This is a genomic window from Haloarchaeobius ordinarius (assembly GCF_051801355.1).
Taxonomy (GTDB): domain Archaea; phylum Halobacteriota; class Halobacteria; order Halobacteriales; family Natrialbaceae; genus Haloarchaeobius.
Window position 1 is genome coordinate 2017170 of the sequence record NZ_CP196560.1, and the last position, 22957, is coordinate 2040126.

The 22957-nt window shown below is 65.7% G+C and carries 26 protein-coding genes; 15 read left to right on the top strand and 11 right to left on the bottom strand.

Annotation, left to right across the window (positions count from 1 at the left end; all coding sequences use genetic code 11):
• Positions 1 to 22: 22 nt before the first annotated feature.
• Entirely contained in the window at positions 23 to 439 is a 417-nt protein-coding gene (locus tag ACSC1R_RS10490; protein ID WP_439025695.1) for a DUF371 domain-containing protein, read from the bottom strand.
• A gap of 25 nt (positions 440 to 464) precedes the next feature.
• Positions 465 to 617, bottom strand: a complete 153-nt coding sequence (locus ACSC1R_RS10495; RefSeq protein ID WP_439025696.1) for a hypothetical protein — start codon at positions 615 to 617, stop codon at positions 465 to 467.
• A 104-nt stretch (positions 618 to 721) separates the two neighbouring features.
• Here ACSC1R_RS10495 and ACSC1R_RS10500 point away from each other — a divergent pair, with 104 nt between their 5' ends.
• From ACSC1R_RS10500 to ACSC1R_RS10525, 6 genes are all read left to right on the top strand, one after another.
• On the top strand, positions 722 to 2575 hold the full coding sequence (locus tag ACSC1R_RS10500; RefSeq protein ID WP_439025697.1) for a hypothetical protein: 1854 nt from the start codon (positions 722 to 724) through the stop codon (positions 2573 to 2575).
• Between the two features lie 247 nt (positions 2576 to 2822).
• Entirely contained in the window at positions 2823 to 3713 is an 891-nt protein-coding gene (locus ACSC1R_RS10505) for a coiled-coil protein (RefSeq protein ID WP_439025698.1), read from the top strand.
• A gap of 133 nt (positions 3714 to 3846) precedes the next feature.
• Positions 3847 to 4995, top strand: a complete 1149-nt coding sequence (locus tag ACSC1R_RS10510; protein ID WP_439025699.1) for a DUF373 family protein — start codon at positions 3847 to 3849, stop codon at positions 4993 to 4995.
• Between the two features lie 70 nt (positions 4996 to 5065).
• Positions 5066 to 5788 (top strand): diphthine--ammonia ligase, encoded by a 723-nt coding sequence (locus tag ACSC1R_RS10515; protein WP_439025700.1) that lies wholly within the window; start codon positions 5066 to 5068, stop codon positions 5786 to 5788.
• A gap of 149 nt (positions 5789 to 5937) precedes the next feature.
• Positions 5938 to 7176: a mandelate racemase/muconate lactonizing enzyme family protein gene (locus ACSC1R_RS10520; RefSeq protein WP_439025701.1), complete on the top strand. Its 1239-nt coding sequence runs from the start codon at positions 5938 to 5940 to the stop codon at positions 7174 to 7176.
• 233 nt (positions 7177 to 7409) lie between these two features.
• Complete coding sequence (locus tag ACSC1R_RS10525) at positions 7410 to 8864, top strand: PAS domain-containing sensor histidine kinase (RefSeq protein ID WP_439025702.1); 1455 nt, start codon at positions 7410 to 7412, stop codon at positions 8862 to 8864.
• A gap of 27 nt (positions 8865 to 8891) precedes the next feature.
• Here the strand turns inward: ACSC1R_RS10525 and ACSC1R_RS10530 are convergent, their stop codons facing one another.
• From ACSC1R_RS10530 to ACSC1R_RS10545, 4 genes are all read right to left on the bottom strand, one after another.
• Positions 8892 to 9485: a hypothetical protein gene (locus tag ACSC1R_RS10530; RefSeq protein ID WP_439025703.1), complete on the bottom strand. Its 594-nt coding sequence runs from the start codon at positions 9483 to 9485 to the stop codon at positions 8892 to 8894.
• A 22-nt stretch (positions 9486 to 9507) separates the two neighbouring features.
• Positions 9508 to 10662: a DUF3179 domain-containing protein gene (locus ACSC1R_RS10535; RefSeq protein ID WP_439025704.1), complete on the bottom strand. Its 1155-nt coding sequence runs from the start codon at positions 10660 to 10662 to the stop codon at positions 9508 to 9510.
• 70 nt (positions 10663 to 10732) lie between these two features.
• On the bottom strand, positions 10733 to 11665 hold the full coding sequence (locus tag ACSC1R_RS10540; protein WP_439025705.1) for a phosphoadenosine phosphosulfate reductase family protein: 933 nt from the start codon (positions 11663 to 11665) through the stop codon (positions 10733 to 10735).
• A 60-nt stretch (positions 11666 to 11725) separates the two neighbouring features.
• Positions 11726 to 12694, bottom strand: a complete 969-nt coding sequence (locus tag ACSC1R_RS10545) for a phosphoadenosine phosphosulfate reductase family protein (protein ID WP_439025706.1) — start codon at positions 12692 to 12694, stop codon at positions 11726 to 11728.
• Positions 12695 to 12833: 139 nt separating this feature from the next.
• Between ACSC1R_RS10545 and ACSC1R_RS10550 the strand changes: the two genes are divergently transcribed.
• Positions 12834 to 13499, top strand: a complete 666-nt coding sequence (locus tag ACSC1R_RS10550) for a DUF6517 family protein (protein ID WP_439025707.1) — start codon at positions 12834 to 12836, stop codon at positions 13497 to 13499.
• Positions 13500 to 13550: 51 nt separating this feature from the next.
• A complete protein-coding gene (locus ACSC1R_RS10555; RefSeq protein WP_439025708.1) occupies positions 13551 to 14270 on the top strand; it encodes a class I SAM-dependent methyltransferase in 720 nt (239 codons plus the stop codon).
• 180 nt (positions 14271 to 14450) lie between these two features.
• On the opposite strand, the gene ACSC1R_RS10560 is transcribed toward ACSC1R_RS10555, so the two are convergent.
• Positions 14451 to 15314 (bottom strand): 2-oxoacid:ferredoxin oxidoreductase subunit beta, encoded by an 864-nt coding sequence (locus tag ACSC1R_RS10560; protein ID WP_439025709.1) that lies wholly within the window; start codon positions 15312 to 15314, stop codon positions 14451 to 14453.
• On the bottom strand, positions 15311 to 17062 hold the full coding sequence (locus tag ACSC1R_RS10565; RefSeq protein WP_439025710.1) for a 2-oxoacid:acceptor oxidoreductase subunit alpha: 1752 nt from the start codon (positions 17060 to 17062) through the stop codon (positions 15311 to 15313). Before ACSC1R_RS10565 ends, ACSC1R_RS10560 begins: the two co-directional genes overlap by 4 nt.
• A gap of 101 nt (positions 17063 to 17163) precedes the next feature.
• Between ACSC1R_RS10565 and ACSC1R_RS10570 the strand changes: the two genes are divergently transcribed.
• Positions 17164 to 17799, top strand: coding sequence for an FAD-dependent oxidoreductase (locus tag ACSC1R_RS10570; RefSeq protein ID WP_439025711.1), 636 nt, complete (start codon positions 17164 to 17166; stop codon positions 17797 to 17799).
• A 141-nt stretch (positions 17800 to 17940) separates the two neighbouring features.
• Positions 17941 to 18834: a hypothetical protein gene (locus tag ACSC1R_RS10575; protein WP_439025712.1), complete on the top strand. Its 894-nt coding sequence runs from the start codon at positions 17941 to 17943 to the stop codon at positions 18832 to 18834.
• Between the two features lie 24 nt (positions 18835 to 18858).
• On the opposite strand, the gene ACSC1R_RS10580 is transcribed toward ACSC1R_RS10575, so the two are convergent.
• On the bottom strand, positions 18859 to 19278 hold the full coding sequence (locus tag ACSC1R_RS10580) for a VOC family protein (protein WP_439025713.1): 420 nt from the start codon (positions 19276 to 19278) through the stop codon (positions 18859 to 18861).
• 50 nt (positions 19279 to 19328) lie between these two features.
• Entirely contained in the window at positions 19329 to 20192 is an 864-nt protein-coding gene (locus tag ACSC1R_RS10585; RefSeq protein WP_439025714.1) for an SDR family oxidoreductase, read from the bottom strand.
• A gap of 88 nt (positions 20193 to 20280) precedes the next feature.
• Between ACSC1R_RS10585 and ACSC1R_RS10590 the strand changes: the two genes are divergently transcribed.
• The 3 genes from ACSC1R_RS10590 to ACSC1R_RS10600 are packed head-to-tail and all read left to right on the top strand — an operon-like array spanning position 20281 to position 22025.
• Positions 20281 to 20868: an NUDIX hydrolase gene (locus ACSC1R_RS10590; RefSeq protein ID WP_439025715.1), complete on the top strand. Its 588-nt coding sequence runs from the start codon at positions 20281 to 20283 to the stop codon at positions 20866 to 20868.
• 51 nt (positions 20869 to 20919) lie between these two features.
• Positions 20920 to 21540: an NUDIX domain-containing protein gene (locus ACSC1R_RS10595; protein WP_439025716.1), complete on the top strand. Its 621-nt coding sequence runs from the start codon at positions 20920 to 20922 to the stop codon at positions 21538 to 21540.
• Positions 21537 to 22025, top strand: a complete 489-nt coding sequence (locus ACSC1R_RS10600; RefSeq protein WP_439025717.1) for an NUDIX hydrolase — start codon at positions 21537 to 21539, stop codon at positions 22023 to 22025. Before ACSC1R_RS10595 ends, ACSC1R_RS10600 begins: the two co-directional genes overlap by 4 nt.
• 4 nt (positions 22026 to 22029) lie before the next feature.
• Here the strand turns inward: ACSC1R_RS10600 and mce are convergent, their stop codons facing one another.
• A complete protein-coding gene (gene mce / locus ACSC1R_RS10605; protein ID WP_439025718.1) occupies positions 22030 to 22416 on the bottom strand; it encodes a methylmalonyl-CoA epimerase in 387 nt (128 codons plus the stop codon).
• On the opposite strand from mce, the gene ACSC1R_RS10610 reads away from it, so the two are divergent.
• Both ACSC1R_RS10610 and ACSC1R_RS10615 read left to right on the top strand, forming a co-directional pair.
• Positions 22415 to 22579 carry a hypothetical protein gene (locus tag ACSC1R_RS10610; protein WP_439025719.1) on the top strand — a complete coding sequence of 55 codons (165 nt, stop codon included), beginning with the start codon at positions 22415 to 22417 and terminating at the stop codon, positions 22577 to 22579. The genes mce and ACSC1R_RS10610 overlap by 2 nt on opposite strands.
• 59 nt (positions 22580 to 22638) lie before the next feature.
• Positions 22639 to 22878: a YgaP family membrane protein gene (locus ACSC1R_RS10615; RefSeq protein WP_439025720.1), complete on the top strand. Its 240-nt coding sequence runs from the start codon at positions 22639 to 22641 to the stop codon at positions 22876 to 22878.
• Positions 22879 to 22957: the final 79 nt, after the last annotated feature.

The following is a 22957-nucleotide window of genomic DNA, read 5'->3' on the forward strand; positions in this document are numbered from 1 at the left end:
CTCTGTGCGGGAGAGAGAGGACTCAGGCGTCGACTTCGAGCGTCACCGTCGCCTCGGCTCCCTCGGCGAGCACGGCGACCAGGTCGCGGTCGAAGCCCTCGGCGGCGAAGGGGGCGGCGAGCATGATGGTGCGGTCGTCGACGTAGTCGGAGGTACGCCCGACCATGCTCCGGTCGTTCGTGAACTCGAGTGAAGGGTGGCCGAGGCCGGTCACGGAGTCCGAGTAGCCGCCGGCTTCGATAGTGAACGTGATGCGTGCGCCCTGTGTCTGGCACGAATCGACGAATTCGGGGTCGAAGTCGGCGGGTGTACGGTCGGCGTCGATGGCGAGGATGCAGTCGCCAGCGGGGGTGAGGAAGTCGTCGGTGGTGACTTCGAACGTGCTCGTGTGCTCGGCGGAGACGTTCTCGTGGCCGCGGGCGTGGATTACTTCTTTCATGCCCCGGCGTATCCGACCGACGGTCTTAGTCCTCGCGAACGACCGTGACGGTCACCGCGCCGCAGGCGCACTCGTAGGCACGCCGGACCCCGCCGTCGGTCCGCATGGTGAGCATCAGGCGGTCCGCGTCGAGTGTCGCGTCACAGCCCTCGCAGGTGCCGGTCAGGTGTTCGAGCATGGTAGGGGACACGACCCGACCTCATGTCAAGGTCAGCCAACCGCGCAGTGAAAGTGAAAGTAGTCACAAGAACTATCGTGATAGCGGTAGGTCTGTCTGTTCATATGACGAGCCAGTGGGAGGGCGGTACGGGGGTCGAGGTGCACGAAGACCAGCCACCGACGGTCGACTCGTGGCAGCCAGTGACCGTCCCGGGTCGGCCGACCACTTTCACCGGCGAGGACACCGTCGCCTATCGACTCCGCTTCGGTGATCCACGGTCGGCGAGGGACCAGCGGACACTCTTCGACTTCCGCGGCGTGTACGGTCGCGCCCGGTTCTGGCTCAACGGCAATCTCCTCGGCGAACACGACACGTACTTCGAGCCTGCCCGATTCGAGTTCGAGCCCGCGCCAGAGAACGAACTCGTCGTGGAGTGCCATCGTCCGGCGGACGGGTTCGGTGGTGTCTACGAGAGCGACCTGGTGCCGGAATCGGTCGCCGTACCGGGTATCTGGTGGGGAGCACACCTTCGGCTGCGACCCCCGGCGTTCGTCACCGACCTCAAAGTCAGCCCGCGGTTGACCGACGACGGTGCGGTCATCGACACCGCCGTCTGCGTCGACGCCGCCGAACCGGTCGACGAACCGGTGACGCTGACACTCCGCCCGGAGGGATTCCGAGGCGGTGGCGCGATGGAGCGGGTTCACGTCGATGCGGACGCAGACGAACGACTGACCGTCACCCGGACGCTGGAACTCCGGGACCCGTCGTACTGGTGGCCACGTGGGTACGGCGACCAGCACCGGTACACGGTCCGGGCGAAGTTCCGCGACCACGAACGGAGCCGGACGACGGGTGTCTGTCCCGTCAGGTACGAGGGTGGACTCTGGGCGAACGGCGAACGCGTTCAGGCGAGAGGCGTGAATCTGTTGCCGAGTTCGTCTCCCGTCGCCGACATCGAACGCGCCGCGGCGGCTGGATGCAACTTCCTCCGGGCGCACGCCCACGTGCTGCCCCAGTCGTTCTACGACGCGGCCGACGAGGCGGGGATACTGGTCTGGCAAGACCTCCCGCTCACCGGGCCGGGAGCGGTCGACACGACCCGTGGGCAGACGCTCGCGCGAACGCTGGTCGCCGAGTATGACCACCATCCATCGGTCGCCCTGTTCGGCGTTCACGACGACCCCGTCGACCCGTTTCCGGAGCGACTGGGGAGTGGTCGGCTCGCGCGGCTCAAGTTCCGTCGCCGGGTGAGTGGCACGTCGTTCGACCGGACGACCGCGGACACCATCGCCAGCGCGTTCCCCGACGACGCGACGGTGTTCCCCGTCTGCGGCCCGCCCGGAACGTCGCCCGACGCTGCACACCTCTATCCCGGCTGGGACTACGGCGACCCGGACACCGTCGAGTGGCTCCTCTCGACGTATCCCGAGTTCGGGCGCGTCGTTACGGAGTTCGGCGCTGGGTCGCTCACGGAGCGAGGGGCGTTCCCCGTCGGCCTCGACCGTGAGCGACACGACGCGGTCGTCGGTGACGACGGTGCAGGGGCCTCGCAGACCGCGCAGGCGCGAATCGTCAAGCGCGTCGCCGAGGCGCTCCGCCTCAACGGAGTGGACGTCCTCGCGGCGTTCTGCCTGCGTGACGTCGACGCTGGCGGCGGGATGGGACTTCTGGGCGTCGACGGGACCGAGAAACCAGCCTACGCTGCCCTCGCGGATTCGTTCCAGCCGTTCGTCGCACTTCTGGAAGGTGCACCGACCGGCTCGGTCGAGGTCACCGTGGTCAACGACTCACCCGCCCGACTCGACGGGACGTTCTCGTGGGCGGCAGGGGACGCTGGCGAGTCGGTTCCGGTCGTCGTCCCGCCGAGCGCGAGCGAACCGGTCGGGACGGTCTCGGTGCCGGCCGACGCGGACAGCCTCGAACTCGTCGTCGACGCGGGCGACCGACGGAGTGTCAACGAGTACTCTTTATAAGTGGCTCCGACCTGTGTGGTATCACTTTACACACCCTGTGTCGTCGCAGTCTATCGATTCCGGGGATCTGGGTAATCGGTACATTTAAATTACTTGCCGTGGTACTAACTGGTACCAGAACGCCGCCGGTGTTCCGGTAGCATCGTTAGCCGACCAGAATGACACGGAATCTTGTCCCCGAGAGGTCGCAGGCCGCCAGCGATTGCTACCGTTCCGGTGCGGGACGGAATCGAGGTATGACTAAACAATGGCTGATTCGATAGACACATCCAAGAACGTAGAACTCACAGAAGACGACCTTGCGAACAAATCCAAAGGTCAACTTATCAAACTCGCAGGACAGCTGCGAGACCGTCGTAACGACCTCAACCAGATGGCTTCTGAGCGGGCTTCCAGCCGTGACGACCTGAACGCGAAGACTCGCGAGAAGGTCGACGAGGCACAGAGTCACCGCGAGAAGCGCGACGAGCTCAACGAGCTGGTCCAGGAGCACAAGCAGAAGCGTAACGACCTCAACGCCGACGCGAACGAGCTCTTCGACAAGGTCGAGGAGATGAAGTCCGACCTCGAACTCGACGACGGCAAGGACCTCGAAGAGCTCGAGTCCGAGATCGAAGACCTGGAGTTCAAGCAGCAGACCGAGGTTCTCTCCTCCGAGGAAGAGAAAGAACTCATCGAGAAGATCGAGAGCAAGCGCGAGGAGTACCAGAGCCGCAAGGAGAAGATGGGTCAGAACGACGACCTCGACGAGCTCGTCGAGGAGGCAGAGGAGGTCCGTTCTGAAGCATCCAAGCACCACCAGAAGGTCACGGAGCTCGCCGACAAGGCACAGGAGCACCACAACCAGATGATCGAGGCCTACCGCGAGGCCGACGACATCCGTGACGAGGCCGACGAGATGCACGAGAAGTTCGTCGAGGCCCAGGAAGCGGCCGACCGCCACCACGAGGACTTCGTCCGCGTCCAGAAGCGCCTCCGCGAGCTGGACAAGAAGGAGGAAGAGGCCAAGCAGTCCAAGCGCGACCAGAAGCGCGAGGAAGTCGAGGCCGAGGCCGAGGAGATCTACCAGAAGTTCAAGGAAGGCGAGACCCTCGACACCGAGGACCTGATGAAGCTGCAGAAAGCCGGCCGTCTCTAGGCGCCCGACTCGGGGACTTTCTCTGTTTGCGGTCCCAGCGTGTCGCCCGATGACCGTACTTTTCTCGCGACCGTGACCGGCAGGGCTGTCGGTCACGGCAGTTTTTTATTCTCTCTCGTGTTCGCTACCGATAGTGGCTACGCTGGTCGTGTGCGTCGACCGTACCGACGACATCGGACGGAAGACGGGCCTCGAGACACCCGTCGTCGGCTGGGAAGCCGTTCGGTCACTCGTGACCGACGTGGGTCTGGCCGACCCGGAGGATTCCAACGTGAACTGTCTGTTGGAGACCCTGCGGGTCGCGCGTGACCTGCGCGACGAGAACGAAGAGACCGTCGTCGCGGTCGTCTCCGGTGCGAGCGAGAACGTCGTGGGGGCCGACCGGTCGGTCGCGCACCAGCTCGACGAGCTCATGGACCGGTACGACCTCGACTCGGCAGTCGTCGTCATCGACAGCGCACAGGACGAACGCCTCGTGCCGGTCGTCGAGTCCCGACTCCGCGTCGATTCCGTCGACCGCGTCGTCGTCAGGCAGGCGCGCGACATCGAGTCGACGTACTACCTGCTGAAGCAGTTCCTCGCCGACGAGGAACTCCGCCAGACCGTGCTGGTCCCGCTTGGGGTCGCACTCGTCGCGTTCCCGGCGCTGGCGCTCACGGCTGGCCCGGCGGTCGGTGCGGCGACCATCACCGCCATCGTCGGCCTGTTCCTCCTGTACAAGGGCTTCGCGGTAGACGAACTGGCCAGGGACGGTGCGACCCAGGTCCAGACGGCGCTCTACTCGGGGAACGTCTCCGTCGTGACCTACGTCGTCGCGGCGGGGTTGACGATGGTCGGGATGTTCGTCGGGGCCCTGGAGGTCTCGCGGATGAGCGGCGTCGAGGGCGTCGTGTTACCGTCGATGATGTTCGTCTTCCACGCGGTCCCGTGGCTGGCGATGGCGGGTGCGACCGCGAGCATCGGGCGCGTGCTGGACGAGGCCATCGACTCGGAGGCCGTCCCGAACGCCATGTTGAACATGCCGTTCATCCTCGTCGCCGTCTCGCTGGTGATTCGCGGGTTCTCGGCGTACTTCCTCGAACGGAGCGCACTCATCGACTCCCTCCGGATTCCCCGGGTGACCGTCGGCCAGAGCGAGTTCGGTGCGTTCGATTTACTGCCGGGCGAGCGCCTCGCCGGCTTCGTCGTCGTCGCAGTCCTGCTCGCCCTCGTCGGGGTGCGCATCGCCGCGGCACTGTCGGGGACGGGTATCGAGGAGGCCGAACTCGAACAGGGGTCCTGAACTCGACCGCAGAGACCGGTAGCGCTCGCGGTCCGTCACACGTTTACACTCGCAGACCGGTTCCTCTTCTATGACAGCCGACGGTTCGTGGGTGAGCCTCTTCTCCGGCGGGAAGGACTCCTCGTGGGCGCTCTACCGGGCGCTCGAAGAGGGGCTGCCTGTCTCGCACATGCTGACGGTCCACCCCGAGGGCGAGTCGTACATGTACCACGTCCCGGCGACGGACCTCACGTCGCTGGCGGCCGAGAGCATCGGCCTGCAGCACGTAAACGTCACACCCGAGGACTTCGACGCGATGACCGCGACGGACTCGGATGCGCAGGGCGATGCGGAACTGGAGCCGCTGGAGGCCGCACTGGCCGACCTCAGCGACGACCTGGAGGGGGGCCTCGCGGGCGTGACCGCGGGTGCCATCGAGAGCGAGTACCAGACCTCGCGCATCCAGGCGATGGCCGACCGCCTCGGCTGTGACGTGTTCGCACCGCTCTGGCAGCGCGACCCCGCGGAACTGGCGCGCGAGATGCTCGACGCTGGCTTCGAGATAACCATCCTGCAGGTCGCCGCACACGGCCTCGACGAGTCCTGGCTCGGGCGTCCCCTCGACGCCGACGCCTTCGCGGAACTGGAAGCGCTCAACGAGGAGTACGGCGTTCACGTCCTCGGAGAGGGTGGTGAATTCGAGACGTTCGTCACCGACGGGCCGCACATGGACCGACCCATCGAACTCGAGTACGAGACGGTGTGGGAGGGAACGCGAGGGCACATCGAGATTACGGACGCGCGACTCGGGTAGGGTCGGGCTGGAACCGCCCGACATGGACTCCTTGTGAGTCAGTATCAGTACACTGATTAGCACACGCGCCGTCCTGTTACCTGACCGTTCTTCCGACACGTCGCTGCAGATTGCCCAACATTTACTATGTTGCGAGTAAATCACTGCGTATGGGAATCGATTACTCGGACCTTCACGATCCGAACGCGGAGTACACGATGCGTGAGCTCTCGGGCGAGACGATGGGCGTCACGCGCGAGCGCGGCGGCGGCCGAGACGTCCAGATTACCGACGTCCAGACCACGATGATAGACGGGAACTTCCCGTGGACACTGGTGCGCGTCTACACCGACGCGGGCGTCGTCGGCACCGGTGAGGCCTACTGGGGGGCCGGCGTCCCGGAACTCATCGAGCGCATGAAGCCGATGGTCGTCGGCGAGAACCCGCTCGACATCGACCGCCTCTACGAACACCTCATCCAGAAGATGTCCGGCGAGGGCTCCGTCGAGGGCGTCACCGTCACGGCCATCTCCGGCATCGAGATCGCCCTGCACGACCTCGCCGGCAAGATTCTGGACATCCCAGCGTACCAGCTGCTCGGCGGCAAGTACCGCGACGAGATGCGCGTCTACTGTGACTGCCACACCGAAGAAGAGGCCGACCCTGAAGCCTGTGCCGACGAGGCAGAGCGCGTCGTCGAGGACCTTGGCTACGACGCCCTCAAGTTCGACCTCGACGTGCCCTCCGGGTACGAGAAGGACCGCGCGAACCGCCACCTCCGACCGGGCGAGATTCGACACAAGGCCGAAATCGTCGAGGCCGTCACCGAGCGCGTCAAGGACCGCGCCGACGTTGCCTTCGACTGCCACTGGACGTTCTCCGGTGGCTCCGCGAAGCGCCTGGCGAACGCCATCGAGGACTACGACGTCTGGTGGCTCGAGGACCCCGTACCGCCGGAGAACCTCGACGTGCAGGAGGAAGTCACGAAGTCCACCATCACGCCCATCACGGTCGGCGAGAACCGCTATCGCGTGACCGAGGAGCGCCGCCTCATCGAGAACCAGGCGGTCGACATCATCGCCCCCGACATGCCGAAGGTCGGTGGCATGCGCGAGACCCGGAAGATCGCCGACGTGGCCAACCAGTACTACGTCCCCGTCGCGATGCACAACGTCTCCTCGCCGGTCGCGACGATGGCCTCTGCCCACGTCGGCGCGGCCATCCCGAACGCGCTCGCCGTGGAGTACCACTCCTACGAACTCGGCTGGTGGGAGGACCTGGTCGAAGAGGACGTCATCGTCGACGGCTACATCGAGGTGCCGGAGAAGCCGGGCCTCGGTGTCACGCTGGACATGGACGCCGTCGAAGAGCACATGGTCGAAGGCGAGACGTTGTTCGACGAAGCGTAAGCTTCGGCGAGCAGGGAACTCTCTGATTTCCCGTGTTCGACGAGGCGTAAGTGCCCACGGAGCCCGGCCCTATGGTCTCTCTTTCTGTCGGCGGAACACACCATCACTGATGGTTGGAGGCGCCTAAAAACGGCCGTATCAGCTTTGTATAGTCTCCACAAATCATAGTCGTCGTGTTTGGGTTGGACGTGTTCGCACTGGTGGTCGCCGGGTGTGTGACCGTGGTACTTACGATGCTCGTACTGGAGAAGACAGGGGCGATGAACACGCTCTCGTTCGGACTGGTCCGGTCGCTACCAGTCGCGCGGAACACGCTGGTCGCCGAGATGCGTGACGGCTTCCTCGCGCTCGACGCCGACGGGACGGTCATCGACGCGAACGAGGCGATGGAACGCGTCCTCGGACGACCGACCAGTGCGCTGGTGGGGCAGCCAATCGGCGAGGTGGTGCCGGCGGCGGCCCCGGAGGAAACAGCACACGATGACGACCTCGTGGTGTCGGTCGACGGGATGGACCGGCACTTCGACCTCCAGCGGACCGATACCACGGGGAACCGCTCTCGGGCCGCGGAGTTACTCGTCTTCCGGGACATCACCGATACGCGTCGCATCGAGAAGCGCCACAGCCGGCTCATCGAGGAGTCCTCGGACCTGGTGACGGTGTTCGGCGAGGACGGGACCATCGAGTACGTCAGCCCGTCGGTCAGGGGGGTCCTCGGCTACGAACCGGACGCCGTCCAGGGTGAACCGGTCACTGCGTTCTCCCACGAGGCCGACCGGGAACGCGTCGTGACCGACATCGAGACCCTCCTCGAGCAGGCCGGTGGGTCGATAACGTTCGAACACCGGCTCCGGCGGGCCGACGGCTCGTGGGCGCTCGTCGAGTCGAAGGCCCGGAACTTCGTCGACGACCCGGTCATCGGCGGTATCGCGGTGAACTCGCGCGACGTGACCGACCGCGAGCGCCGGGAGCGGCGCCTGGAGGCCCAGAACGAGCGCCTCGACCAGTTCACGAGCGTCGTGAGCCACGACCTCCGGAACCCGCTGGGGGTCGCCCAGGGCTACCTCGAGCTGGGCCAGCAGACGGGCGACGAGGCGGCGTTCGAGGAGGTTACCGTCGCGCTCGGCAGGATGGAACGGATGATAGACGAACTGCTCACGCTGGCACGGGAGGGTCGGACCATCGCCGAGACGCGGCCGGTCGACGTAGAGCGCGTGGCGCTCGACGCCTGGCGCGACGTCTCCGGGGCCATGGGGCGCATCCGCGTCGACACGCCCGGGTCGGTCACGGCGGACGAGGCGCGGCTCCGCGAACTCTTCGAGAACCTGTTCAGGAACAGCGTCGAACACGGGTCGGAGCACGAGGAGACACCCGAGTCTGGAGTCGTTGTCACCGTCGGTGGAACGGACACCGGCTTCTTCGTCGCGGACGACGGCCCGGGCATCCCGGCGGCGGCCCGCGACCAGGTGTTCGAGTTCGGCCACACGACGACCGCCACCGGGACGGGGTTCGGATTGAGCATCGTGCATCGCATCGCGGAGGCGCACGACTGGATGGTCGGACTCACGGAGAGTGACGGCGGCGGGGTTCGTTTCGAGTTCGACACGACCGGGGCTGGCGGTGCCTTCGGGTGCGAGCTATCGACGGCTCGTGGCGGGGCAACGGACGGCGCGACGACGGACGACTGAACGGGGCCAATCGGGGCGTCGGCCACCTCACCGGTGGGCCGCGCCGACGGGGTCCAGCTTCCCGCCCGAGTAGACCAGACTGGCGAGCAACAGCGCGACGCCGACGGGGAGGAGCCACTCGAACACGGTCAGCAGCGCACCCGAGGCCGAGACACCGAGAGCGATGAGGACGACCGGACCACAGCACGCGCTACCCGAGAGCAGAGCGGGGACTGCGGCGAGGAGACTGGTCCCGCCCCCCGCGTCGGTGCGCTCTATGCCACAGGCCTTCGGATGCCGCCAGGCCAGGTAGGTGACGCCGAGGTTGATGCCCACGAGACCGGCGAGTACCAGCCCCAGTGCGATGTTCAGGGGTGAGACCAGCAGCCGGACGACTTCGAGGTTCACCAGCGCGATCGCTTCCCAGGCGAACCGGCTCGTGGTCGTCTCGAACATCCGTGCGAAGGGGTCGCTGACGACGATGTAGCCCACGCCAAAGCCGCTCCGGATTGCGAGGTCACCGATGGCGAGCAGGTAGATAGCGAGGTAAAGGACCGTGACAGCGAGAGTGACGGCCAGCGAGTCCCGACGACCGAGTGCGAGTCGGACCGCCCGCCCCGTCCGACTGAGGCGGTCTGGCATCGACCAGAACCGCTGGTTCGTCTCAGACATGAATCTCGGTCGACGGGTAGAACGCGAACCACGCGAACCACATCGCGTCGAACGCGGGCACGCTGTCGAGTGGAAGGGCGTCACCGGTGTATCCCTCGCCGTCGACCTCGTACGTCTCGCCCGACACCGTCACATCGCTATCGGCACGGTAGACGTAGCCGGTGTCGAGTTCCGGTTCGTACACCGCGACGACCGGCACGTCACCGGCGTTCCCGGTCACGACCCGGTCCTGGCGAAGGCGCTGTTTCGCGACGGCGAACGCCCCGCTTGCGGTCCGCGCACCGACGACGACCAGCTTCGGCGGATGACGACCGTCCTGTTTCTCCGGTTCGAACAGCATCCCGTCGGTCTTGTAGTAGCCAGACTTCGGGTTGTACGTCCCGTAGGGGTCGCGGCCGTAGTCCCGGATGTAGCCGGTGTCCTCCGTCAGGAGCGTCGTGTCCGGATGCACGGACTTCCACTCGTCCCAGGTCGTCCAGGTGACGCGGACGTGCTGGAGGCTGTGGTCCCGGTAGCTGCCGGAGATGGCGGTGCCCATCACCTGTGGCCACCGGCTGTCCGTCTCGCGGTCGTACATCACCAGGTTGGAGTTGAGCAGTCGGCCGGAGACGCCGAAGGTCGTCTCACCACGTCGGTAGCCGATGGCCGTCCCGGTCAGGGGACAGTACGAGACGGTGACGTTCTCGTCGCCGAACGTGTCGTTGACTATCTCGTGCCAGACGAGGATGTACTGCGGGTAGGCCTTCGTCTCGCCGTTCAGTTCGACGCCGAAGACCGGGTCGCCCGGTCGGATTCGGGAGCCGACCTTCGAGGCGGCCTCGAACTTCGGTTCGTCGATGGAGGGGATGCCATCCTTGGGTGGGCCGCCCGAGCGGACCCAGTCGTTCAGCGTCGCGTAGTCGTACTCGACGACGAACCGGTCGTCGGCCAGCGGGACTGCGGTCCCAGGGCTGCCACCGCCCTTCGTCGGGTCGGCACTGGTGTCGGCAGCAGTGGTGTCGGACCCCGCTCCACTCCCGCCACCGCCGCCACCGCCGCCACCGACGGTCGCGGTGTTCCCGCCACCACTGCCGAGACAGCCCGCGAGACCGGCGAGCCCACCGCCGGCCGCGGTGAGCACCGCTCGGCGCGTGTGTGTCGTTACCATGCTAGTAGGGAGGTGCCTCCGCCGGTTAACCGTATCCGGAGCGTGCATCGCCGCCGCACGAGCGGCCGGGCTACATGTACCCCAGGTCGCGCAACCGACGCATGTACGCCTCGGGCTCTGCTGCGCGAGCGGCCCGCTCCGGGACGCCGTCCCCGGCGAGCACCCACGCAGGTCGGCCGGTTTCGCTCCCCGACCCCGACAGCGTCCCGAGGCTCCGGTAGCCGTGGAAGTACTGTGGTGAAACCGGCAGGTCAGATACCGCGAGGTCCGGCGGCAGGTCGGCGGCGTTCCGTGGGACGTGTCCGCCGGGATACCCGACTACCGCTTCCGGCACGAGTGCCCGCCAGGTCACGTCCCACACGTCGCGTTCGGAGAGCGCCAGCAACGGCTGGACGCGGTCGTGCGGGACTGGCGCGTCGTGCCGTGACGAGAAGAACGTCTCGTCGGCGCGGGCGTACTGTTCGTCCCAGCGGACACCCGTCAGCACCGCGTCGAAGCCGCGGCTTCGGAGTTCGTCGGTGAGTGCCATCGTCGTCAACAGGTGTGCTCCCTCGGTGGAGTCGGCCGAGACGACGAACTCGTCGCGCTCGTAGTCGAGGACGGTCCGCAGTTCTCGGCGAGCACGGTGGGGGAGCGCCCCGACGGGTACCCGCTCACCCGGTTCGAACACGGCGAAGTCACGGTTTCGCGCCACGTGGAGCGTCAGCCGCCAGCGGGTCGCCCATCGTTCGACGAACGCGGCGGTCTCCGGGAAGTGCTGGTAGTGGTCGATGAACACCACGGGTGGGACCGGGCGGTCCTGCTCGGCAGCGACCTGCCGGACGAGCCACAGCACCAGCGTCGAGTCCTTGCCGCCGGTCCAGCAGACGGCGGGATTCTCGTAGGTCGCGAGCGCCGTCTCGACCACCCCCCGTGCCCGGTCGAGCCGTGTCTCGACCGTCGGGTAGTCCTCGGCAGTCTCGCCAGTACCAAGGGCGTAATCGACAGCAGGGGTGGGTTCCATACCCCTAGAGAAGCGGTGTGAGAAAGTATCGCTATCGGGTGTCGAACTCGGGAACCGGGCTTACATGTAGCCGAGGTCGCGCAGGCGCTCCATCAGGTCCTCCTTGTCCTGGGCGCGGCCGGCACGCTCGGTCGTGTTCTCGAGGTCCTGCAGCCACGCGGGCTCCTGGTCAGCCTTGTCGGTCGACACTTCGGAGCCGAGCGAGCGGAAGCCCTCGAAGTACTTCGGCGAGACCGGGATGTCGGCGTGGGTCAGGCCGTTCGGCAGGTCGTCGTAGTCCTGCGGGACGTAGCCCTCGTCGGGGTAGTCCTCGACGGTTTCGGGCACCACGAAGTGCCAGAAGGCCTCCCAGACGTCGGCCTCGGCGAACTGGAGGATGGGCTGGATGCGGTCGTGGGGCGGGTAGATGTCGGGGTCGTGACGCGGGCTGAAGAACGTCTCGTCGGCACGGGCTTCCTGTTCGTCCCAGCGGATACCCGAGATGATGCCGTCGATGTCCTCGGATTCGAGGGTGTCGTTCAGCGCGACGGTCTTCAGCAGGTGGTTGCCGACGTAGGTGTCGAGCAGGAACGGGAACGTCTCTTCCTCGTACTCGAGGATGTTCCGGATGTGGTGCTGGTTGTGCTCCGAGAGCGCGTCGACCGGGATGTCGTCGCCCGGTTCGAGGTCGTTCTCCTCGACGTACTGGCCGACGTCGGAGTTACGAGCGTAGACGACTTCGAGGTCCCACTCGTCGGCCCAGTGCTCGACGAAGTCCATGAGTTCGTCGAAGTGCTGGTAGTGGTCGATGAACACCGTGGTCGGGAGGTCGAGGTCGTACTGCTCGGCGACCTCCTTGACGAAGTAGAGGGTGAGTGTGGAGTCCTTGCCGCCGGTCCACATCACGGCCGGGTTCTCGTACTGTTCGAGACCCTTCTTGGTCACGTCGAGTGCCTTCTCTAGCTTGTGCTCGATGGACGGGTAGTCAGCGGGAGACTCGCCTTCGCCGTCCGTGTAATCGACGTCGAGGTAGTCGGGGAACTCGGACATCTGTAATGAGATGTAATTATGTCCTCGGAAAAGTGTCTTTTGGGTTCGGTCAGGTTTGTCGGTAGTTCTCACCCGGTCCCGACGCGGCCAGATGTGAGTAGCCGGAACCTTCTTAGCCAACCGCGGGGACCTTGCGGACATGAATACGAGGCGCGGCGTGGCCGTCGTGGCTATCGCCGCAGTGCTGGTTACGAGCGGTTGTCTGGGTTTCATCACCGGTGAAGAGCCACTGGAGTACGCCGCGAACCAGGCGACGGTCGACGACAGCGCACTCGGTGATGGGGGGACCGGTTACACGGAGACCAGGGTGGAGAACCAGACCATCGAGATAAACGGGCAAGACGTCGGCATCGGTGACCGGACCATCATCGTCGACAACTGGATCGCCCAGTACGAGAAGCAAGACGACTTCATCGACACCACCGTCGGCCTGTTCGCAGTCGTCTCCACCCACCAGGTCGACGTGGTCGGTCAGCCACAGAACCCGGTGAAGAACATGAGCAACGCGGACCTCGTGGACCAGATTCTCGGCCAGTACGAGACCGGCTACGGCTCCATCTCGAACGTTCGACAGACTGGCACCGAACAGGTGACCATGCTCGGCCAGCAGACCGAGGTCGGCGTCTTCACGGGCGAGACGACCATGGACGGCCAGACAGTCGAGATCAGCCTCTACGTCACGAAGGTCAAACACGGCGAGGACTACGTCATCGCCATCGGCGGCCACCCGACGAAACTCCCCAGCGAGGAAGACGAGATATACACGCTGATGGAGAACGTCCAGCACGAGACCGACGAGGAGTAACGCAGCACACGGACCGCAGCCGCTTTCATCCACACTTTCGTCTCCCTACCCATGACCGACGAGCCGGAGCGCCCGCTGGCACACGACGCCTACGAGCGACTCGCCGCCGGGTACGACGAGCTCGGCGACACCAAGCCCTGGAACGCGTACCTCGAACGCCCCGCGACGCTCTCGTTGCTCCCCGACGTCGAGAGCGACAGAGTCCTCGACGCGGGCTGTGGCGCGGGCCACCTCACGCGGGAACTCGGCGAGCGCGGCGCAACAGTAGTCGGAGTCGACGCGAGCCCGCGGATGTTGCAGTACGCCCGGAAACGGGCACCCGACGCCGACTTCCTCCGGGCAGACCTCGGGAGCCCGCTCCCGTTCTCAGATGGTTCGTTCGACGGCATCGCCAGTTCGCTGGCGTTTCACTACGTTCGCGACTGGGACGCGCTGTTCGGTGAACTTCGGCGGGTCCTCACGGACGACGGCTGGGTCGTCTACTCGGTCCAGCACCCTCACGCCGATTTCGAGAGCTACGACGACGCCCGGAACTACCACGAGATAGAGCGCGTCTCCGCGGTGTGGGAGTCCTTCGGGGAGCCGGTCGAGGTGCCTGCGTACCGGCGGCCGCTCTCGGCGATGATAGAACCGGCGCTGGCGAACGGATTCGAACTGGCCCAGCTGACAGAAGCGACGCCGGTCGAGGAGTTCCGTGACATCGACCCGGAAGCGTACGAGCGCGCGGCGACGAACCCGTACTTTCTGTGTCTGCGGTTCTCGCTAAGCTGAGGACAGTCGACGACCTTTGAACAGAGAGAACAACCGTCGACAGCACGAGCGGTTCGAAGAACCCGAGTGCTGTCGTTCACTGGTCGCGAGTGAAACGAGCGACCAGCCTTTTTAGCGTAGCTTTTTGCGCGAGCGGTTCGCGAACGAAGTGAGCGAACCCGAAGTGGAAAAAGGTCCTCTCTAGTAGAACTCCCGGACCAGGTCCATCGCGTTCTCGGGCGCGCCGTCCGGAATCTCGGACATGTTCTCGGTGACGCCGTGGACCTCGTGGTACGGGACGGAGTCTTCGTCCTGGTAGAGGACGCCCATGTACTCCTTGTCGCCTTCGAGGATCTTCTGCTTCGCGGCCTCGCGGTCGGTCGGGTCGTGGCCCTCTTCTTTGAGGTCGACCAGGGAGTCGCGGAAGTAGTCGTAGGTGTCGACGTCGTTGAACGTGACACACGGGCTGAACGTGTTGACGAAGCCGAACCCGTCGTGCTCGATGGCCTGCTGGATGATCTCGGCGTGGCGCAGGGCGTCGGAACTGAACGACTGCGCGATGAACGTCGCACCCGAGGCGAGGGCGAGCGCGAGCGGGTTGACCGGGGGCTGCTGCGGGCCCTCGGGCGTGGTGCTCGTCTCGAAGTCCGAGCGCGAGGTCGGGGAGGCCTGGCCCTTGGTCAGCCCGTAGATGCGGTTGTCCATGACGACGTAGGTCATGTCGGGGTTGCGCCGGACGGCGTGGACGAAGTGGCCGGCACCGATGGAGTAGCCGTCACCGTCGCCACCCGCGACCATCACTTCGAGGTCGGGGTTGGCGAGCTTGACGCCCGTGCCGACGGGGAGCGCGCGGCCGTGGACGCCGTGGAGCGCGTAGCTGTGCATGTAGGTGCCGATCTTACCGGAACAGCCGATACCGGCGACGACGAACGTGTTGTCGGGGTCGTTGCCCGTGTTCGCCAGGGCCTTCATCATGCCGTTCATCGTACCGAAGTCACCACACCCGGGACACCAGGTGGGCTGCTTGTCGGACTTGAAGTCGGTGAATCTAACGTCTGAGCTCATTGGTCTGCCTCCTGGGAGATCGCGTCCTTGATGTCGTCGGCGAGTTCGTCCGCCTTGAACCGGACGCCGTTGTACTTGTTGATACGGGTGACACGCTGAAGTACGTCGTGTTCGATGAGGTCCGCGAACTGGCCGGTCGCGTTACACTCGACCACGACGACCTCGTCTGCGGCCTCGACCTCTTCGGTGAGGTCGGGGCGCGGGAAGATGTACGGGACCGAGAGGACGCGGACGTCGACGCCCTCGTCCTCGAGGTAGTCGAGTGCCTCGACGAGTGCGCCCTCGTTCGACCCCCACGAGATGACGAGGTTGTCGGCGTCCTCGTTCCCGAACTCGCGGTAGTCGAAGTTCTCCTGTTCCTTCGCGGTCTCGACCTTGCGGTTGCGCTTGTCGACCTGCTCGACGCGCACTTCCGTGCTCTCGGTCCGGCGACCGAGTTCGTCGTGTTCGAGACCGGTGCTCATGTGTGCGCCCTGTTCCGTGCCGGGGAACGCGCGCGGCGAGATGCCGTCCTCGGTGTTGGCGTGGGGCGTAAAGCGGCCCTCGTCGTCGAGCCACTCGTCGATGGTGTCGTCGTCGACGACCTTGCCGCGGTCGACCTCGACGGCGTCCATGTCGAACGTGTCCGGCGTGAACGTCTGCTCGGTGACGGCGAGCGAGAGGTCTGCGAGCAGGTAGACGGGCGTCTGGTACTTCTCGGCGTAGTTGAACGCCTCGACGGTCTTCCAGAAACACTCGGCGATGGTCGTCGGGGCGACGACGAAGCGGGGAATCTCGCCGTGGCCGCCGAACAGGGCCATGTTGATGTCGGCCTGTTCCTGCTTGGTCGGCATCCCGGTCGAGGGACCGGAGCGCATGACGTCGACGATGACCAGCGGGGTCTCGCTGGTGGCGACGAGGCCGAACGTCTCTGCCATCAGGTCGATACCGGGGCCGGAGGTTGCCGTCATCGACCGGGCACCGGCGCGCGCTGCGCCGAGGGCCATGTTGATCGCGGAGAGTTCGTCTTCTGCCTGAACGACGTGCCCGCCGTACTTGTCGATACGGCCCGTGAGGTACTCCATCACGTCCGTCGCGGGCGTGATGGGGTAGCCGGAGTAGAACCGACAGCCGGCCGCGATGGCACCCATCCCGATTGCCTCGTCACCGTTGAGCAGGACGTAGTCCTCGTCGGTCGTGTCGAGGTCGTAGTCGGTGTCGAGGTCGTAGTTCTCGTCGACGTACTCGGCGCCCATGCGGGCCGCCTGCTTGTTGTTCTCGACGAGCTTCTCGCCCTTCGAGCCGAACCGCTTCTGGAGCGCTTCGTCGAGGTTCTCGATCGGGAAGTTGGTTATCTCACAGGCTGCGCCCAGTGCGACGACGTTTCGCATGATTGCGCCACCAGCGTCCTCTGCGATAGACTTCAGCGGCACGTCGACGCCGGTGATCTCGTCGGGGTACTCCGCGTCCCACGAACGCTCACCGTCGTAGATGATGACGCTGCCGTCGTGCAGTTCGTCGAGGTTCTCGTCGATAGTCCGCTGTGTCAGCGCCACGAGGATGTCGAGGCGGTCGACCACGCTCTGTACGGGGTCGACGGCTGTGCGAATCTTGTAGGCGGTGTAGCCGCCGCGAATCCGCGACGCGAAGTCTTTCGAGGTGAATACGTGTCGTCCAGCACGTGACAGTGCCTGGGCGAAAATCTTCCCGGTGGAGTCGATGCCGTCGCCGGCCTCCCCGCCGATTGCCCAGTTTAAGTCCTCGGCCATGTTGGTGCGGGGCTACCCCTCGCGGGAGTAAAAGGGTTCTGAAACACGGGGGAACGCGCCGGAACGGAAGGAATTTACTCGCGACCGTAACAACTAGAATTATGGACGAGACGGTCGTGACCGTGGGTGGCGTTCGCACGGTCGGTCCCGATACAGTCGCATTGGACCTCGAGACACCCGACGGTTTCGACGCACTGCCGGGTCAGTTCGTGTTGCTGCGCGCAGACATCGACGGCGAGGAATTGAGTCGATACTACACGTTGTCGTCGCCGACAGTCGGCGAGACGTTCGAAATCACCGTCGGCGTGGACCCGGAGGGTGACCTCACCCCGTGGCTCGCTGACCTCGAGGAAGGTGCCGAGGTTCGCATCGAGGGGCCGTTCGGCAACGTGAGCTACGACGACGAGGGCGACGTCGTGGTCGTCGCGGGCGGCCCCGGCATCGGTGCCGCGGTCGCCATCGCCGAGCGCGCGGTCGAGCACGGGCACGCGGCGTCCGTGGTCTATCAGGACGACGAACCGGCACACGAAGACCGCCTGGCGGCGCTCGAGGACGCGGGGGCGCTGGTGCAGGTGTTCGGTGACGACGACGAGGCGGTCGGCGACGCGGTCGCGGCTGCGGCCGACCGTGGCGAACTGTACGTGTTCGGCTTTCAGGACTTCTGTGAACTGGTCACGGACGCCCTCGCTGACGCGGGAGTCGACCCCGACGAGGCGAACGTCGAGAGCTTCGGCTGACGGGGAGGTACCGGCCGGTACCACCGGTCAGAAGCTCACACTGTCGGAACGAGAAATCTAGCGCCTTACCACTCAAAGACTGCTGAATTCGGCGTTTCAGGTTCCCTAACGGTCTTTTATGAGGGATGCCAATAGGGCTCTATGCGACGCCGACAACTGCTCACCGCAATCGGTGGTACTGCATCACTCGCAGCTGTTGGCTCCGTTGGGGGAGCCATGGGGAGCGACAGAGCCAGCCGCGTAGTCGCCAGACGGCGGTACTACCGGTCCCGATTCGGGCTGGAGGCGGGTCTCGAGACCGAACCGCAGGGTGACGGCTTTCCGACGGAGAGCGAACCGTTCGCGCGCGTGACGCTCGGCACGCGCGACGGTGTCGACTTCCCGGAGAACCAGGTCGAACGGACCGTGAAACTCTGGAACGATAGCGACGAGACGCGGACTCTCGGCGTCCGAATCAGGGACGAAGAGCGAATCCAGCTCTGGCAGATTCGCGAGTTCCCCCCGAATGGGTGGCTCGAGATAACGCTGAACCAGCCGAAAGACTACGTCGTCGCCGTCGACGTCGACGGCTCTTTCGGTGGCGAGAGCACTATCGGAACGTTCGACTGTAACGTCGCGACCACGACCATCCGCGTCGCGCCGGACGGGACGGTGGAGTCGGCCACGCAAACGACGCGCATGGGCTGTCCGGGCGCCGAACTCGTCGAGACGATTCTCACGGCCGAGAGCGGGACCTGTGGTACCCTGGAGGATGCAGAGGTCATCCGCGAGAACGAAGAGGTGGTCGTCGACGGGCGCGTGTTGACGCCGACCCCGTGTTACACGGCGAAGGTCGTCGGGACGGAACTGAAAGACGACGTCCTGACGCTGACCGTGGGTGCCTCCAAGTCCACCGACGCGGCCTGCATCCAGTGTATCGGGCACGTTCCCTACCAGTCCCGGATGCGGTTCGAGAACGCGTACCCGAAGCGTGTGGTCGTCGACCACGAGGTGAACGGGCGGCGGACCCGGATGGTCGACACCGAACTGGAGTAGGCGTCGGTCGAGCCGGACGGTGGGTCACTCACCGACGGTCTCGTCGTAACAGACGAACTCGACGCGGTTTTCTTCGGGGTCGGAGAAGTAGAGCGACCGCCACGACACCCACTCGTGGGTGGCGAAATCGAGGTCCACGCCGAGTGATTCGAGTCGCTCGCGCTCGGCTTCGAACTCCGCCTCGTCGATGGTGAACGCGAAGTGGTCGACCGTGGTCCTGGCGGGGTCGGGTGCCACGTACTCGTCGCTTCCGGTGCGGTCGAAGAGGGCGAGAATCTGCGTGTGGCCGCCGTGGCCCTCGCGGAGTCGGAAGAACGTGCTCGTCTCGAACCGTTCGAGCACCTCGAGCCCGACCACGTCCTGGTAGAAGGTCGTCATCGCGTCGAGGTCGTCCACGCGCAGTGCCAGTTCACCGATCTCTTTCACGGCTGGGTCGTCGGACATGTCGACGGGGACGGCCGCCTGGGGCAACTCCGTTTCGATGGGGCGGGTACTCAGGTTCGCCGCCGCGCGAACGCGTCGGCGTGGTCCGAGACGAACGTGCCGAGGTCCCGCGGCGGACGCCCGAGTACACGCGCGACGTCGTCGGTGACCCGGCCAGCGAGTCCGAGTCGCGCGGTCGTGTAGATACCGAGCATCGTGAGGACGAACGCGGGAGATTCGCCGCGGGCGAGCCAGCGCCGGGTGAACGTGAACGGGGACGGGTCGGGATAGGTGATGCGCCGGTCCAGCACCTCCGTGAAGACCTCGGCCGCCTCGTGGTAGGTCAGTGCGACCGGGCCGGTCACGTCGTACGCGCGGTCGGTGTGCCCGGTCGTCGTGAGCGCCTCGGCAGCGACGGCGGCCACGTCACGGGCGTCGACGAAACTCGTCGCCCCGTCGCCAGCCGGGACGAACAACTCGTCGTGTTCGACCACGTCGTGCAGGTGTGTGGTCAGGAAGTTCTGCATGAAGAACGACGCGCGGAGGAACGTATAGCGCATCCCCGCGTCGGCGACCGCCTTCTCGATGCGTCGGTGGGGCAACAGTGGGTTCTTCTCTGCGCCGAGGACGGAGAGTACGACACAGTGTTCGACGCCCGCACGCGCCGCCGCCTCGACGAACGGGAGCACGTCCTTCCCGACACGGGTCGCAGTCGGTGGCCGCAAGAGGAACAGGCGTTCGACGCCGTCCAGCGCGAACCCCCACGTCTCGGGCTTCTCGAAGTCGAACGTGACGGTCTCCGCATCGACCGGGACGGACGCGGCCGCGGGTGTTCGGACGGCCGCACGGACCGACACGTCACGGGCGAGCAGTTCGTCGACCAGCGGTGCGCCGACCGTTCCGGTCGCGCCGGTGACGAGGACTGGGCTGTCCATAGGTGACCTGTCGGGGGCGAGGTATCTAACGGTACTCCCGAAGGCCGTCAGGTTCATCTGGGTCGTTCACCGAGTGCGAAGGTAGGTAATGCCGCCCGCCCGCTACAACGCGAACGAGGTCGCCAGCCGAGTCGGTCGCCTCACCGACGAGTACGACGACGTGACGGTCATCACGGAACGAGAAGAGCCCCAGAGTGACTTCGACGAACTCCGGGGACACGCCGAGGAGGGGTACATCGGTGGCGCGTACTGCTGGACCACCCGACGTGACGACCGGGGAAGCGACGGCGACGAGGACGAGAACCGGACGCGGGTGCTCCTCGGTATGGGCCGAGACCGCGACAGCTGGTGCCCGCCGGGCGGAGGCGTCGAGGGATACGACCCCACAGAACCGGGCAGCGGTGAGTCCTTCGAGGAGACCGCGCGGCGGCGAGTGCGCGAGGAGACCGGTATCGAGTGTCGCCTCACCGAGTGTGTCTTCGTCCACTGGGCGGTCGTCGAGGACCCGCACAGCGACGACGAGGTCCACCTCGCCTACGTCGTCTTCGACGCGACCTATCGCGAGGGGAGCGTCGCCATCGAACCCGAAGAACTGAACGGTGCCGCGTGGTTCGCCGACCTGCCGCCGAACCTGCACTACTTCGCCCAGCGACGGGCCGCGGTCTGGTCGGTGTGAGTGGGCCAGATAGGTAGTTTCTTGCCTGCTGCCTGATTTCGTACGTAGTCCATGCCGCCCACACGGTACAACGCCGACGAGGTGACACGCCGAATCGAACGGCTACAGGAGACGTACGAGGAGGTGCACGTCGAGCGCGAGCGAGACGAGCCGATGGGGACGTTCACCGACCTTCGGGAGTACGCCGAGGATGGCTACATCGGCGGCGCGTACGCCTGGGTCGTCCGGAAGCCAGCGCAGGCCCACGAACTCACGGAGTCGATGCCAGACGACGCGTTCGGTGACCAGGAACGCGTGTTGCTCGGGATGGGCCGCGGGTCGAACCACTGGGGTCCGGCAGGTGGTGGCCTGGAGGGCTTCGACCCCGACGAGCCGGGGAGTGGCGAGACGTTCGAGGAAGCAGCGGTCCGCGAGGTCGAAGAGGAGACTGGAGTCCAATGTGAGGTGCAGGGGCCGGTGACAGTCGACCGACTGGTCGTCGAAGACCCCGATGGCGAGGACGAGGTCCATCTCGGGTACGTTATCTTCGGCGGCCAGTACGTCGGCGGCAGCATCGACGTGCAACCGGGTGAACTCAACGGTGCAGCGTGGTTCTCGGAGCTGCCGACCGAACTCCACCCGAATCTCGAGTTCTGGCCCGGGTACTGGGAGGCCAGGCGAGCGGACTCGTGACGGCCTTCTCGCACGACTGGGACGAATGCCCGGTCAACAGGGAGACCTTCGTGGTCGAGGCGGACCGGTTCGCGTCGGCCAGGCAAGCGGCCAGGCGCGGCATCCTCGGCGGCGGCCGCGTCCTCGTGGAAAGCGAGGCTGGCCTGCTGTTCTGCCGAGTCAGGGACGACTTCGACGGCTGGGACGTGGTCGGCGGGCGTTGCGAGCCGACAGACGACTCGCTCGAAGCGACGGCCCGCCGCGAGGCCGACGAGGAGGTCGGCCTCGACGTGACGCTCACCGACCTGCTCGCCATCAACCGGTTTTCGCTCGAACACGATGGCGAGACGGTCACGGGTGAGTGGCCCATCTTCGCCGGGACGACCCGGGAGACGGCACTGGACGTCCAGACCGAAGAACTCCACGAGGCGCGGTGGTTCGAGTCACCGCCAGAGAACCTGAACCGGCATCTCGAACCGGCGGTTGGGCAGTTCCAGTCGCCGTAACGGCTCAGTGCTGGACGAACTCCAGCAACACGCCGCCGGTGTCTTTCGGGTGCATGAAGGCCACGTCGTGGCCCCAGGCACCGGTCCGGGGCTCCTCGTCGATGAGACGGACGCCGTGGTCCCGGGCCGTCTCGATGGCGGCCTCGATGTCGTCGGTCGCGACCGCGAGGTGATGGATGCCTGACCCACGGTTGTTGAGGTATCGGGCGATGGTTCCCTCGTCCGCGAGCGGTTCGAGGAGTTCGAAGTAGCCGTCGCCTGCATCGAGGAAGACGACGCGCATCCCGTCGAACTCCTCCTCGTGTGCGACCTCGAACCCGAACAGGTCGGCGTACAGTTCGGCCATGGAAGCTGCGTCCTCCGTCGCGATACCGGCGTGGTCGAAGTGCATGCGAACACCGACACGTGGCAGGGACAAGAAGGTACAGAATCCGGGCCGGGGGCCGGGATGGAGTGGACGGGCCGACGCGGTCGGAGACGAGTCCGATGCGAGTGAGACCGACTTCGACGCGGATAGAGCCGGGTCCGACCGGCCCACGGGGCTGCTCGCGTGATTCTCGGGTGTCGGGAATAGTCTTGCATCTTTATGAGTTTAGCGGACAATACTACTCCTATGGAACGAAACGTCGGCTCCACAGATCGGCTCGTCCGCCTCGCACTGGGCGTAGTACTCCTCGTCGCAGCCATCGTCGTCGGTGCCGGCGTCTTCAGCGTCGGTAGCGGGACCACCGCCACGGTCGGCATCCCGCTCCTGCTGGCCGTGGTCGGCATCGTCATGCTCGTCACTGGCTACACGCAGTCCTGCCCGGCCTACTCGCTGGTCGGAATGCGAACCCTCCGGCGCGCAAAGTGAGCCGGCTGCGGTGACGACGCCGCAACCCCTCAGCACGTCCTGTTTTCCGGATTCCACGAGCAGAAACACACTCCTACCC

What these genes read in the sequence shown, in the direction of transcription:
- ACSC1R_RS10490 (WP_439025695.1), bottom strand. Translation starts at nt 439, where the DNA reads ATGAAAGAAGTAATCCACGCCCGCGGCCACGAGAACGTCTCCGCCGAG.
- ACSC1R_RS10495 (WP_439025696.1), bottom strand. Translation starts at nt 617, where the DNA reads ATGCTCGAACACCTGACCGGCACCTGCGAGGGCTGTGACGCGACACTC.
- ACSC1R_RS10500 (WP_439025697.1), top strand. Translation starts at nt 722, where the DNA reads ATGACGAGCCAGTGGGAGGGCGGTACGGGGGTCGAGGTGCACGAAGAC.
- ACSC1R_RS10505 (WP_439025698.1), top strand. Translation starts at nt 2,823, where the DNA reads ATGGCTGATTCGATAGACACATCCAAGAACGTAGAACTCACAGAAGAC.
- ACSC1R_RS10515 (WP_439025700.1), top strand. Translation starts at nt 5,066, where the DNA reads ATGACAGCCGACGGTTCGTGGGTGAGCCTCTTCTCCGGCGGGAAGGAC.
- ACSC1R_RS10520 (WP_439025701.1), top strand. Translation starts at nt 5,938, where the DNA reads ATGGGAATCGATTACTCGGACCTTCACGATCCGAACGCGGAGTACACG.
- ACSC1R_RS10525 (WP_439025702.1), top strand. Translation starts at nt 7,410, where the DNA reads ATGCTCGTACTGGAGAAGACAGGGGCGATGAACACGCTCTCGTTCGGA.
- ACSC1R_RS10530 (WP_439025703.1), bottom strand. Translation starts at nt 9,485, where the DNA reads ATGCCAGACCGCCTCAGTCGGACGGGGCGGGCGGTCCGACTCGCACTC.
- ACSC1R_RS10535 (WP_439025704.1), bottom strand. Translation starts at nt 10,662, where the DNA reads ATGGTAACGACACACACGCGCCGAGCGGTGCTCACCGCGGCCGGCGGT.
- ACSC1R_RS10540 (WP_439025705.1), bottom strand. Translation starts at nt 11,665, where the DNA reads ATGGAACCCACCCCTGCTGTCGATTACGCCCTTGGTACTGGCGAGACT.
- ACSC1R_RS10545 (WP_439025706.1), bottom strand. Translation starts at nt 12,694, where the DNA reads ATGTCCGAGTTCCCCGACTACCTCGACGTCGATTACACGGACGGCGAA.
- ACSC1R_RS10550 (WP_439025707.1), top strand. Translation starts at nt 12,834, where the DNA reads ATGAATACGAGGCGCGGCGTGGCCGTCGTGGCTATCGCCGCAGTGCTG.
- ACSC1R_RS10555 (WP_439025708.1), top strand. Translation starts at nt 13,551, where the DNA reads ATGACCGACGAGCCGGAGCGCCCGCTGGCACACGACGCCTACGAGCGA.
- ACSC1R_RS10560 (WP_439025709.1), bottom strand. Translation starts at nt 15,314, where the DNA reads ATGAGCTCAGACGTTAGATTCACCGACTTCAAGTCCGACAAGCAGCCC.
- ACSC1R_RS10565 (WP_439025710.1), bottom strand. Translation starts at nt 17,062, where the DNA reads ATGGCCGAGGACTTAAACTGGGCAATCGGCGGGGAGGCCGGCGACGGC.
- ACSC1R_RS10570 (WP_439025711.1), top strand. Translation starts at nt 17,164, where the DNA reads ATGGACGAGACGGTCGTGACCGTGGGTGGCGTTCGCACGGTCGGTCCC.
- ACSC1R_RS10575 (WP_439025712.1), top strand. Translation starts at nt 17,941, where the DNA reads ATGCGACGCCGACAACTGCTCACCGCAATCGGTGGTACTGCATCACTC.
- ACSC1R_RS10580 (WP_439025713.1), bottom strand. Translation starts at nt 19,278, where the DNA reads ATGTCCGACGACCCAGCCGTGAAAGAGATCGGTGAACTGGCACTGCGC.
- ACSC1R_RS10585 (WP_439025714.1), bottom strand. Translation starts at nt 20,192, where the DNA reads ATGGACAGCCCAGTCCTCGTCACCGGCGCGACCGGAACGGTCGGCGCA.
- ACSC1R_RS10590 (WP_439025715.1), top strand. Translation starts at nt 20,281, where the DNA reads ATGCCGCCCGCCCGCTACAACGCGAACGAGGTCGCCAGCCGAGTCGGT.
- ACSC1R_RS10595 (WP_439025716.1), top strand. Translation starts at nt 20,920, where the DNA reads ATGCCGCCCACACGGTACAACGCCGACGAGGTGACACGCCGAATCGAA.
- ACSC1R_RS10610 (WP_439025719.1), top strand. Translation starts at nt 22,415, where the DNA reads ATGCGAACACCGACACGTGGCAGGGACAAGAAGGTACAGAATCCGGGC.
- mce (WP_439025718.1), bottom strand. Translation starts at nt 22,416, where the DNA reads ATGCACTTCGACCACGCCGGTATCGCGACGGAGGACGCAGCTTCCATG.
- ACSC1R_RS10615 (WP_439025720.1), top strand. Translation starts at nt 22,639, where the DNA reads ATGGAACGAAACGTCGGCTCCACAGATCGGCTCGTCCGCCTCGCACTG.